10 protein-coding genes and 1 pseudogene are annotated in these 11,044 nt (G+C 69.1%); 4 read left to right on the forward strand and 7 right to left on the reverse strand.

Annotated features, from left to right (window positions below; genetic code table 11):
- The first annotated feature begins 30 nt into the window (after positions 1 to 30).
- Positions 31 to 1,008 carry a ribose-phosphate diphosphokinase gene (locus F8O03_RS04380; protein WP_104253722.1) on the forward strand — a complete coding sequence of 326 codons (978 nt, stop codon included), beginning with the start codon at positions 31 to 33 and terminating at the stop codon, positions 1,006 to 1,008.
- Positions 1,009 to 1,102: 94 nt separating this feature from the next.
- Here F8O03_RS04380 and F8O03_RS04385 read toward each other — a convergent pair whose 3' ends face one another.
- The 6 genes and pseudogenes from F8O03_RS04385 to F8O03_RS04405 form a co-directional block, all read right to left on the reverse strand.
- A complete protein-coding gene (locus tag F8O03_RS04385) occupies positions 1,103 to 1,708 on the reverse strand; it encodes an HD domain-containing protein (protein WP_151422764.1) in 606 nt (201 codons plus the stop codon).
- A 121-nt stretch (positions 1,709 to 1,829) separates the two neighbouring features.
- Entirely contained in the window at positions 1,830 to 2,903 is a 1,074-nt protein-coding gene (locus F8O03_RS04390) for an alkene reductase (protein WP_151422765.1), read from the reverse strand.
- A gap of 137 nt (positions 2,904 to 3,040) precedes the next feature.
- Positions 3,041 to 4,834 (reverse strand): HNH endonuclease signature motif containing protein, encoded by a 1,794-nt coding sequence (locus F8O03_RS04395; protein ID WP_482811961.1) that lies wholly within the window; start codon positions 4,832 to 4,834, stop codon positions 3,041 to 3,043.
- Positions 4,817 to 5,128, reverse strand: a pseudogene (locus F8O03_RS18640) (DUF5956 family protein); the annotation flags it as partial. The gene F8O03_RS04395 and the pseudogene F8O03_RS18640, both read right to left, overlap by 18 nt.
- A gap of 15 nt (positions 5,129 to 5,143) precedes the next feature.
- Positions 5,144 to 6,109 carry an SDR family NAD(P)-dependent oxidoreductase gene (locus F8O03_RS04400; RefSeq protein ID WP_151422767.1) on the reverse strand — a complete coding sequence of 322 codons (966 nt, stop codon included), beginning with the start codon at positions 6,107 to 6,109 and terminating at the stop codon, positions 5,144 to 5,146.
- A gap of 46 nt (positions 6,110 to 6,155) precedes the next feature.
- The gene (locus F8O03_RS04405; protein ID WP_151423102.1) at positions 6,156 to 8,138 is read right to left on the reverse strand and encodes a beta-galactosidase; all 1,983 of its coding nucleotides are present in this window, start codon (positions 8,136 to 8,138) and stop codon (positions 6,156 to 6,158) included.
- Between the two features lie 232 nt (positions 8,139 to 8,370).
- Here F8O03_RS04405 and F8O03_RS04410 point away from each other — a divergent pair, with 232 nt between their 5' ends.
- From F8O03_RS04410 to F8O03_RS04420, 3 genes are all read left to right on the forward strand, one after another.
- Complete coding sequence (locus F8O03_RS04410) at positions 8,371 to 8,871, forward strand: Asp23/Gls24 family envelope stress response protein (protein ID WP_151422768.1); 501 nt, start codon at positions 8,371 to 8,373, stop codon at positions 8,869 to 8,871.
- Between the two features lie 100 nt (positions 8,872 to 8,971).
- The gene (locus tag F8O03_RS04415; RefSeq protein WP_151422769.1) at positions 8,972 to 9,160 is read left to right on the forward strand and encodes a hypothetical protein; all 189 of its coding nucleotides are present in this window, start codon (positions 8,972 to 8,974) and stop codon (positions 9,158 to 9,160) included.
- A 269-nt stretch (positions 9,161 to 9,429) separates the two neighbouring features.
- Positions 9,430 to 10,488, forward strand: a complete 1,059-nt coding sequence (locus F8O03_RS04420) for a magnesium and cobalt transport protein CorA (RefSeq protein ID WP_151422770.1) — start codon at positions 9,430 to 9,432, stop codon at positions 10,486 to 10,488.
- 137 nt (positions 10,489 to 10,625) lie between these two features.
- Here F8O03_RS04420 and F8O03_RS04425 read toward each other — a convergent pair whose 3' ends face one another.
- Entirely contained in the window at positions 10,626 to 11,030 is a 405-nt protein-coding gene (locus F8O03_RS04425) for a hypothetical protein (RefSeq protein WP_151422771.1), read from the reverse strand.
- Positions 11,031 to 11,044 lie beyond the last annotated feature (14 nt).

Here is an 11,044-nt window from a genome sequence, read left to right on the forward strand (position 1 = left end):
AGAGCAAGCACAGGAAACGGGCGGTACAGCGTGTCTGGCATCATCACCTCCACTGAGAAACGACTTGTTCTCGTCTCCGGCAGGGCTCATCCCGAGCTGGCCGAAGCAGTCGCGGCAGAACTCGGCATCGAGCTCGGGGAGACCGAGTCGCGCACCTTCGCGAACGGCGAGATCTACGCTCGCTACGGCGAGAGCATGCGAGGGGCCGACGTGTTCGTGCTCCAGTCGCACTGCCCGCCGATCAACGAGTGGCTCATGGAGCAGCTCATCATGCTCGACGCGCTCAAGCGTGCGTCGGCGAAGCGCATCACCGTCGTGGCTCCCTTCTACCCGTACGCACGCCAGGACAAGAAGGGTCGCGGCCGTGAGCCGATCTCGGCCCGCCTCGTCGCGGACCTCTTCAAGGCCGCCGGCGCGGACCGCATCATGTCGGTCGACCTGCACGCGCCGCAGGTGCAGGGCTTCTTCGACGGTCCCGTCGACCACCTGTTCGCGATGCCGGTGCTGCTCGAGCACTTCCGCAAGAAGCTCGACCCGGCCACGCTCACCGTCGTCTCGCCCGACATGGGGCGCGTCCGCGTCGCCGACGTCTGGAGCGACCAGCTGGATGCGCCGCTCGCGATCATCCACAAGCGTCGCGACCCGAAGGTCGCGAACCAGGTGAGCGTGCACGAGATCGTCGGTGACGTCGAGGGCCGCGTGTGCCTGCTGGTCGACGACCTCATCGACACGGGTGGAACGATCGTCAAGGCCGCGGAAGCGCTCAAGGCCGCCGGCGCGATCGGCGTCGTGGTCGCTGCGACGCACGCCGTCTTCTCGCACCCGGCCGTCGAGCGGCTCAGCTCTGACGCCATCGACGAGGTCGTCGTCACCGACACGCTGCCGTTGCCGCCCGAGAAGCGCTTCGACAAGCTCACGATCCTGCCCATCGCTCCCACGCTCGCTCGCGCGATCACCGAGGTCTTCACCGACGGTTCGGTCACGTCGATGTTCGACGGCGCCGCGTAAGCAGAACGGCTTCAAGCACGCACAGACGCCCCGGCGGAACCGCTTGGTTCCGCCGGGGCGTCTGGCGTTTGTGCGAACCGACGCTGCAGTCTGGCTACCGGAGGCGCTCGAGCGGGTTCTCCTCGAGCTTGCGGAGCAGGCCGCCGTCGACGAGCCTGCGGGCTGAGGTCGTCGGCTTCCGCGAGGCCTGGTCGGTGACGCACCTGCCGAACTCAGTGGCAAGGGCTCCGCGCGGATGCGCCACGAGTACTTCCCGCAGGAAGGCCTCGGGCAGTGCGTCGGGTTGGCTGCCCGTGATGTCGAGGCCGGTGGCGCGCTCGAGCAGGTACCCCTCGAGGTCGAGTTCGGGGTCGACGCTTGGCCAGTTGTGCCGCACGATGACGTCGAGGACCCGGTGGCGGCGTTCGGCGGGCCACCCGGCGCCGGCGGTCAGGGCGACGGCCACATGCCCGCTGGCGTGCTCGTAGGAGACGGTGTGATTGTCGTACTCGGTGACCGTTCCTATGTCGTGCAGGACGGCGGCCACGTAGAGGAGCTCGTGGTCGACGCCGGTGCGGCGCTCGGTCGCTGCGATGCCCTCGGCCCACAGCCACGACCGCAGGGCGTGCGTGGTGATGGCGGCCGACTGGTACTCGGTGGCCAGCTCGAGGGCACCGCGAGCGGCGGTCGTGTCCGGCACGGGGAAGTCAGCGATGCGCATGGCCAACTCTCGCATAGTGGGAGGCCGGTGCCGTGAAGGAACGTCGTTCTTGCAGGGAGGGGCCCGCCCGATGACTTGACGTCTTCGAACGGGCCCCGCCGTGATGCTTGGTCGGTGGTGGCTACGCGGAGAGTCGCGGGTAGTCGGTGTACCCGGTGGCGCCGGCTCCGTAGAAGGTCTCCGGGTTCGGCTCGTTCTCGGGGTGCTCGCCCAGCCAGCGCTCGACGAGGTCCGGGTTGGCGATGGCGAGGCGACCGACGGCGACGGCGTCCGCGTTGCCCTCCTTGACGAGGTTGACGGCTTCCTCGCGGGTCGTGACGCGACTGAAGCCGCTGTTCGCGATGAACGGCCCGCCGAAGCGCGCGCGCAGGTCCTGCACGAGCTCACCCTCTGGGTCGCTGTGCAGCACGCTCAGGTAGGCGAGGCCGAGGGGTGCGAGGCCGTCGGCGACGGCGTCGTAGGTCGCGCGCACGTCGGCGTCGTCGGTCTCGACGACGTCCTGGATGTTGTGGGCGGGCGAGAGGCGCAGGCCCACGCGGCCGGCCCCGATCGCTTCCGCGACGGCCGCGGTGACCTCGACCACGAAACGGGCGCGTGCCTCGGGGGAGCCGCCGTACTCGTCGGTGCGCTGGTTCGATACGGGAGAGAGGAACTCGTGCAGGAGGTAGCCGTTGGCGCCGTGGATCTCGACACCGTCGAGGCCCGCCTCGATGGCGCGGCGGGCCGCATCCACGAACTCCTCGCGAACATCGGCGAGCTCGGCCGTCGTGAGGGCGTGGGGGACCGGGTACGGCTGCTTGCCGTTGGGGGTGCGAACCTCACCGTCGATCGCGATGGCGCTCGGGGCGACGATGCGGGGCGTGCCCGTGATGTCGGGGTGCGAGACGCGCCCGCCGTTCATGATCTGCATGACGATGCGGCCACCCCGGGCGTGCACGGCTTCGGCGACTCGACGCCAGCCCTCGGTCTGCTCGGGGGTGACGATGCCTGGCTGGCCGGGGTAGGAGCGAGACTCGGCGCTCGGGTACGTGCCCTCGGTGATGATGAGGCCCAGGCTGGCGCGCTGCGCGTAGTGCTCCGCCACGAGCTCACCCGGTACACCCTCCGCGCTCGCACGTGTGCGGGTCAGCGGCGCCATGACGACGCGGTTGGCGAGTTCGATGTCGCCGAGGGTCAAAGGAGAGAAGAGGTCCAAAGGTAGGCCTTTCGGTTCGGGAGGAACGCGGCTGCGGCCCCACAGGTCGAACAGTGTTCTCTCCCGTCGCATTCCGACGGGTGTGTCGGGTTCTCCGAATGACGGCAGCAGTTCGTCGAGGCATGAGGGGCGACGGATCAGAACGGTGGAGAGGCTGGGGGCCTCCGCCAAGGCAGGACCCCGGCGTCGTCGTCACGTGCCGAGCCCTCAGCTGGTGCGTCACCGTCCGCCTCGCCATCGGTAGACAGACTCCTGCCATCTGGTTGTCCCGAGCCATCTGGTTGTCCCGAGCCGGGACCAGGTTCGAGGCCGGCGGGAATCAGGGCCGGTGCACTGAATGGAGTCAAGGCCGGCGCGAAGAGTTGGTCGCTTGGTTTAAAGATCACCCCGTGTGGTTCGGGGCTGCTGATGTAGATCTTGCCGCTTGGTGTGGTCCATTCGAGGACGCCACCGCCTAACTGTCTGACTTTCCAGGCGGTGTGGTGTTTGACGATGTGGTGGTTCTTGCAGAAGTCGCTGAGGTTCCAGACCGCGGTCTTGCCGCCGTGCTGGTAGGCCTGGGTGTGGTCGAGTTCGCACCTCACCGCGGGTTGTCGGCAGCCGATGAAGCGGCAGTGGACGTCGCGGGCCTGCAGGAACGCGCGCATCGCCGCGGTCGGCTTGTAGGAGTCAACGGCCTGCACGGCCCCGGTGATGGGATGCGTGAGCACGCGGATGAAGGCTGGTGCGGTCGCGGCGAGGCGCTTCGCGTCCTCGATCGGCATTGGCGTCATCCCGTCGAGCAGCGCCGGCGCCTGTCCGGCCCCGGGGGTGTCGGCGAGGACGGTCGTGATCGGGATCGAGAGCTGCACGTTCGCCTGGATACCAGCGGCCGCGGAGTTGCCCATCGGGTCACTGGTGAGGAGCATGTCGGCGACGACGTCGGACATGACCTCGTTCAGACTCCGCTCGTCCGGCTCGTCGTCGGCAGCCGGCGCAGTGGCGCGAGAGTTGTCAACGCCGGCTCCGAACGCGCTGCCAGTTCCGGGCTCGGCCGGGTTCGCTGAACCTGAGGCGCTCTCGCCTGTCGTCTTCTGCCTCGCCTTGATGATCGCGAGCGCCTGCTTCCGCACCCGGTCCCGGATCGCGTGCGCGACGAACGTGTCCGTTGTGACACGGATGAGGCTCATCCCGTCGCCGAGGTCTTCGACGGTCGCGCGGCGCTGCCGCCTCGCCCGCGCGTGCCGCGCATCGATGGACTCACCGGTCAGCTCCTCCGCGACCCGCTCCGCCGCCTTCCGCAACGCCTGCGGCGGCAGAGGTTCCCGGCGCACCCGCTCGAGCATCACCTCCACGAACAGCGCCCGCCGCTCGGCCTGCTCGACCGGGTCCTCGTGGTTCACTTTGAACCCCACCTCGACGAGCTTGTGCACCTGCGCGGGCGTCACGACGTTCTCGTCCAACGCGACCGCCAGCGCCGGGAAGTCCTGCTGCGCTTTCGACGCGAGCGCGAGCTGCCCCTGCGCCACCCCGCAGGACACCTGCATGACCAGCGCCACCTCGTTCGCGATGGACCGCACGTGCATCGCCGACTCCGCGCATCCCTCAGCAACGTCCAACGCGTGGCCGAAGTCGTACGCCGCCGCGTGCGCCCGCAACTGCAACGCAGCGCCGCTCGCGATCATCGCCGCCGCCTGCTCCTCCATCGCGAGGATCTCCGCCCGCCGCGCCGCAACCGACGCCGGGTCCGCAGGGTCAAACCCCGGGTCCGGAAGGTCGTGCTCGCGGTGCTGTTGCATGTCTCCAACGCTACGGACGACCACCGACATTCTGCAGACTCGTCGATAACTTTTCTTGAAACTCAGGCTCCCAAGGAGGCGCCCCCGTGGTCGTTGCCCAGGAATCACGACGATGCGACGAGTCGACCGTCGCAGCGCGTGGTGGGCGGTCATGCACGCTCCGTGCAGTCTGCCCTCGTCGACTCCCGGTGGCAGGCTGATCTCCCAGTCGACGCCGAAGGGCTGTTCGGGAACGCCCGCATGAGCGAGGTACTCGGCGGTCATCTCATGGATGAGCGCGCGGATCTCATCCGTGGCGGGTTCCAGCGGGTGCCCGTCTCGGCTGTGGGTCGGGTACGTCGCGGGCCGCTGGGAGACGTATTCGGGACCCGCCAGGTAGGCGATGAGCGCCGTCCACCCGTTCAGGTCGAGGTGCACGCGTGTCCCGGCTCGTTGGGTCTGGGCCGGGAAGTCGCTCCACCTTCAGGTTGGAAGCTCAGCTTCGGCGGGGCGGGACGCCTCGTCGGCGAGGAGCGACTCGGAGAGCTCCCACAGTCGGTGGGCGGCAGCTTCGTCCAGCGCGTGGGGGACGACGCCGTGCACCCCGTCGACGATCTCGTCGACGACGTCCGCCGGGTGGCAGTCCTCGTAGTAGGCGGGCGTGCCGGGGCCGAGCGTCGCCCGCGTCGCGACGAACACCGACGTCGCGGCGCCCTGCTCCGGGGTCTTGGTCGGGAAGCGCCGCTTCATGTCGGCGAGCACCTCCGGGTCCCAGTGCCGCTGCAGCTTCGTCCAGATCCCACCGGGCATGAGCGCCGCCGCCGTGACGCCGCGGTCTGCCCAGCGCCTTGTCGCCTCGAGCGCGAACAGCACGTTCGCGGTCTTCGACTGGCCGTAGGCAAGTCCGCGGTCGTACGCGTCCCGCACGAAGAACGGGTCGTCGAAGCGGATGCCGCTCGAGGCGTGGCCGCTGGAGCTCACGACCACGATGCGCGCGTCGCCAGCCTCGGTGAGCGCGGGGAGGAGGGCGTTGGCGAGCGCGAAGTGTCCGAGGTGGTTGACGGCGAACTGCATCTCCCAGCCGTCAGGGGTGCGGAGCTCCGGGGTGTGCATGATCCCCGCGTTGTTGATGAGCAGATCCAGGGGCCCCGACCATGCGGAGGCCAGCTCGCGCACCGTGGCAAGATCGGCGAGGTCAAGGTGCACCACGCGCACGTCGTCGTTGCCGGTGGATGCCCGCAGCTCGGCCGCGGTGCGCTCGCCCGCTGCCGTGTCTCGCACGGCGAGCGTCACCTGCGCTCCCGCCGCCGCGAGCGCACGCGCGGCCTCGACGCCGATGCCCGAGCTCGCTCCGGTGACGAGCGCCCTCCTGCCGCTGAGGTCCACGCCCTCGACCACGTCGAGGGCGGTCGAGTCTGCACCGAACGTTGGGGAATCCGTTTCCGTCATTGTCCGTTCCTACCAGTTCAGCTTCGCCGAGACCTGGCTGGGGGCGTCAGGGCTGCCCATGACGGACGGCCACGACGCGGACGCTGCCTGCACGCACTGGGTCGTCGGACGCGACCGACTTGTCCGTCAGCAGGTCGTGCCCCGAGATGCCGGCCCCCGCATCCTGGGCTCCGTGGTTGATCTGGAACACGTAGTCGACGCCATCACCGCGGCGCACGACGCTCTCGACGTCGCCGAGGGGGGAGTAGTCGACCGCCGCGCTGTCGAGCACCCGGGTCACGAAGCCATCGAGGTCGGCGCCGTCGAGCGCTGTGGCGAGGTACCAGGCCGCGCCGTCGCCGAAGCTGTGCTTGGTGACCGCGGGGCGGCCGACGCCCGGGCCATCGGCGAACTCGGCGACGCTCGTGGCGCCCCGCAGTTCGATGTCGTCGCTCCAGACGCGTCCGCGCCTGCCGTCGCTGAGCGTGACCTGCTCGCCGGCCCGCAGGGGAAGGAACTCCTCGATGACCAGGCCGAGCACATCCCGGAGCTGACCTGGGTATGGGCCCGTCGGGACGTCGTCGTTCGTCGAGACGATGCCGGAGAAGTAGGAGAACGCCAGCGTGCCGCCCTGCGCCGCGTACTCGCGCAGGTTCGCTGCCGCGTCGTCCTCGATGAGGTACAGGGCCGGGGCGAAGACGACGTCGTACCCCGTGAGGTCGGCGGCGGGATGCACGAAGTCGACCGTGACCCCGCGGCGCCAGAGGGCCGCGTAGAACGCCTCGATGCGCTCTCGGTGGTCGAGGTCGACGGAGGGCCGCCAGTCGAGGTCCTGCGCCCAGAATGACTCCCAGTCCCAGGCGATCGCGACCCGCGCATCCACTCGCGAGCCGAAGAGCGGGGCAAGGGCGGCGACGTCGGCGCCGAGCGCCACCGACTCCCGCCACTTGCGCGACGTCTCGCCGGCCTGCGGGATGAGCGCCGAGTGGAACTTCTCGGCCCCCTTCTGCCCTGCCCGCACCTGGAAGAAGAGGACCGCGTCGGCGCCGCGGGCGGCGTGGGCGAGGCTGTTGCGTCGCATCTCGCCTGGTCGCTTCGCGATGTTTCGCGGCTGCCAGTTCACGGCGGAGGTCGAGTGCTCCATGAGGATCCACGGCTTGCCTCGGGCGAGCGAGCGGGTGAGGTCGGCGGCGCGGGACAGGTGGATGTGGTTGTCCGGCTGCTCGGCGGAGAGGTAGTGGTCGTTGGCGACGATGTCGACCTCGTCGGCCCACCGCCACAGGTCGACGCTCGGGCACATGCCCGCCATGAAGTTCGTGGTGATCGGCTGCGGTGCGTGTTCGCGGATCGCATCGCGTTCGGCTTTGAAGCACTCGAGCAGCGCCGCTGAGCTGAAGCGCGCGAAGTCGAGGCGGTGAGCCGGATTGCTCGCGGTGCCGGACGTTCGCGGCGCGTCGATCTCCTCCCAGGCGCCGTAGCGCTGCCCCCAGAAGTTCGTGCCCCAGGCGGCGTTGAGTGCATCGAGCGAGGCGTAGCGCTTCCGCAGCCAGGTCTGGAATGCGGTCACGGACGCGTCGTCGTAGCTCTCCGTGACCGGCGTCCCGTACTCGTTGTGGACGTGCCAGAGCACAACGGCCGGATGCTGGGCGTAGCGCTCGGCGAGCTTCGCCGCGATCGCCGTCGCGGCCCGTCGGTACTCGGGGGAGCTCGGGCTGACGATGCCGCGCGACCCGAAGGCGAGCGGCATGCCGTCGCGTGTGACGGCTCTCGAGTGCGGGTACCTCCGGTAGAACCAGGCCGGCGGTGAGGCCGTCGGGGTGGCGAGGTCGACGTCGATGTCCGCGGCGTGCAGGCGGTCGATGATCTCGTCGAGCATCGCGAAGTCGTAGACGCCTTCCTCTGGCTCGAGGAGCGCCCACGAGAAGATGCCGATGCTGACGAGGTTCACGCCGGCGTCCTGCATGAGGCGGATGTCTTCATCCCACACCTCGCGGGGCCACTGCTCTGGGTTGTAGTCGCCGCCGAAGCGGACTGTCTGGCGGCCGGGCATCCACGTCGATGTCTTCACCCGAACAAGCTTACGTCATCGTAAATTGGGCGCGCCGTTGACTTACGAATGCGAAAGTGACTCCCGGCGAGGTTGATGCAGGCGGAGCCTCGATCCTGAGCGTCCGCCGAGAGGCGCAAGAAGTTTGTGACGCTCCGGCACCGGCCCACGTCTCCTCTGTAACGCCCCCGATCGGTGCACACGCACCAGGGCTCGAACCCAAGGAGACCCGCACATGTCGAACGTCACCCCCAACACGACTGCCACCCCGAGTGTCGTCGCTCCGTCCAAGGCGGGCACGGGGTCCACTGACAAGAGTGTCGTCCCCACCGGCCACACCGGCTCGGAGGTCGCAACCGGCCACGGCACGACGACGGTCGTCGACAGCGTCGTCGCCCGCGTCGCCGGCATCGCCGCCCGCGAGGCGCACGGCGTCTACGACCTCGGCGGCGGCGCGGCCCGCGCGATCGGCGCCATCCGCAGCGCCATCAACGCCACCGACCAGGGCCAGGGCGTGAGCGTCGAGGTCGGCGAGAAGCAGGTCGCCGTCGACGTGACGATCGTCGCCGAGTACCCGGTTGCGCTGCAGGATGTCGCCAACGGCGTGCGCGCCGACGTGATCCGCGCGATCGAGACGATCGTCGGCCTCGAGGTCACCGAGGTCAACGTCACGATCAACGACGTGCACCTGCCGAGCGACGAGCAGGACGAGCCGGCCGAAGCTCGCGTCCAGTAGCTCACACCGCTTCACCTCTTCAGCCGGCCTGGCCGCCGTTCGGTGGCCAGGCCGCGGCACTTAACCCCGAACGACCTCACCTCACCGAAAGCAGGCAACCATGTTCCTCCGCATCGTCACATTCGTGCTCGGAATCGTCGTCAAGAAGCAGAGCGCCAAGAAGAAGCGCGAGCAGCAGGCGGCCGCACGCGCCAAGCAGACGAAGCGCTCGAAGCGCGGCACGTCCGCACGCGCTCATCGGGGCGGACGCTCGAAGCGCGTGTCGTCGAAGCGCAGCCGCCGGCGCTGAGCGAAGCTGAGCCGATCCCGCCGAGCGGCCCCGCACATCCCATGCTCGACGCGGCACCCGGCAACACGGTCTGGCGCCGGTTCGCGCCCGCCGACGGGAACGTGGGCGTAGGGTCGGTCCGCGCGGCAGTGACCTGCTCCGGTGGACGCCCCCTCAGTCGTCGTCGGGACCTGATAGCGTGCCCGTTCGGTGGGTCCGGGGGCGCATATCGCCGTCGCGGACTGCGGACGGGGCCTCACCGACATCCGACGCGCTAGGAGGGCAGCCCCATGGCCTTGATCGACAACGGGATCTACGTGAACGGGCGTCGGTGCTTCACGCCGGCGACGCTCGACGAGACGTTCGAGAAGCTCCGCGAGCATGCGGGGATGGCCTGGATCGGCCTCTTCCAGCCAAGCAATGAGGAACTCGACGCCGTCGCCAAGGAGTTCGATCTGCATCCGCTCGCCGTCGAGGACGCGCGGGTCGGGCATCAGCGGCCGAAGATCGAACGCTACGGCAGCACCCTCTTCGTGGTGCTCCGGCCCGCTTGGTACGTCGACGCCACCGAGACGGTGCACTTCGGGGAGATCCACCTGTTCGTCGGCCCCGAGTTCGTGGTCACGGTCAGGCAGGCCGCGCGCCCGGAGCTGGGAGACGTTCGGCAGCGGATGGAGCAGAGCCCGGCGCTCCTGAGCTTCGGACCCGAGGCGGTCCTCTACTCGGTGCTCGACCAGGTCGTCGACGGATACGCGCCCGTGACTGCTGGCCTCGAGAACGACATCGACGAGATCGAGGACCAGCTGTTCGCGGGCGACGAGCGAGTCACACGCCGCATCTACGAGCTGCTCGGCGAGGTCATCAACTTCCAACGCGCGACGAGTCCGCTGCGGACCATCCTCGAAGCGCTCCTGCGGGGCGCCGAGAAGTACAACACCAGCGAGGAGATCCGCGCCCGCTACCGGGACGTCCTCGACCACGCGCTGCGCATCGCGGAGCGCGCCGACTCGTTCCGGGTGCTCCTCGAGAATGCGCTGACCGTGCACAGCACGCTGGTCACGCAGCAGCAGAACGAGGCGATGCGCGAACTCTCGGAGGCGAGCCTCGCGCAGAGCGAGGAGACGAAGAAGCTGTCGGAGCAGAGCATCGCGCAGAACGAGGAGATCAAGAAGATCACCAGCTGGGCGGCGATCATCTTCGCCCCGAGCCTCGTCGGCACGGTCTACGGCATGAACTTCACGCACATGCCCGAGCTCGACTTCGAGTGGGGCTACCCGCTGTCGCTGCTTGCCATGCTCGGCGTCGCCGTCACGCTCTGGTCGGTCTTCAAGTGGAGGAAGTGGCTGTAGTCGACGCGCCGACACCACGGCTGCGCGGCCGCACGACTGCGCGGCCGCATCGGACGGCCGGCGGCCGCCGCGTCGGTTCGGACTGTCCGGACCCCTACGTGGCCCTGACGCCCCCGCGCACGCGGCGGCCAGGCTGGTCAGACCGTCCGATTCGGTGTGGACCTGGTGCTCGAGCGTGCACCGGCAGTCCGGTCGGGAACGGCTGCGATGACGATCGCCGCGATGCCGACCACCAGGTGGAACCCGATGTCGAAGCCTGTGAAGCCTGTCGGCAGCAGCGTGAACATGGTCGGGTCGAAGAACGCCACGACCCCCATCGCGACGTACATGACGCCCACGATGGCGATGACGGTCCGCGCCGCCCGGGCGGATGCTCGCGTGAATCCGACGGCGAGGAGCGCGACGGCGAGCACGACGCGAATGAGATCGAGGGTGAGGTCCACATTCATGAGCCCCATCAGGTGCTCGCCTTCGACGAAGAATCCGACGATGGCGAGGAGCCCGACGAGAACCCCGAGGATGCGTGCGGTGAGCTTGTGCATGGGTACACCTCCGT

Source organism: Pseudoclavibacter terrae (assembly GCF_008831075.1).
GTDB classification, from domain to species: Bacteria; Actinomycetota; Actinomycetes; order Actinomycetales; family Microbacteriaceae; genus Pseudoclavibacter; species Pseudoclavibacter terrae.

Excerpts from the sequence above, each read along its gene's own strand:
- F8O03_RS04385 (WP_151422764.1), bottom strand. The coding sequence starts at position 1,708 with ATGCGCATCGCTGACTTCCCCGTGCCGGACACGACCGCCGCTCGCGGT.
- F8O03_RS04395 (WP_482811961.1), bottom strand. The coding sequence starts at position 4,834 with ATGACCGCCCACCACGCGCTGCGACGGTCGACTCGTCGCATCGTCGTG.
- F8O03_RS04400 (WP_151422767.1), bottom strand. The coding sequence starts at position 6,109 with ATGACGGAAACGGATTCCCCAACGTTCGGTGCAGACTCGACCGCCCTC.
- F8O03_RS04405 (WP_151423102.1), bottom strand. The coding sequence starts at position 8,138 with ATGCCCGGCCGCCAGACAGTCCGCTTCGGCGGCGACTACAACCCAGAG.
- F8O03_RS04410 (WP_151422768.1), top strand. The coding sequence starts at position 8,371 with ATGTCGAACGTCACCCCCAACACGACTGCCACCCCGAGTGTCGTCGCT.
- F8O03_RS04415 (WP_151422769.1), top strand. The coding sequence starts at position 8,972 with ATGTTCCTCCGCATCGTCACATTCGTGCTCGGAATCGTCGTCAAGAAG.
- F8O03_RS04420 (WP_151422770.1), top strand. The coding sequence starts at position 9,430 with ATGGCCTTGATCGACAACGGGATCTACGTGAACGGGCGTCGGTGCTTC.
- F8O03_RS04425 (WP_151422771.1), bottom strand. The coding sequence starts at position 11,030 with ATGCACAAGCTCACCGCACGCATCCTCGGGGTTCTCGTCGGGCTCCTC.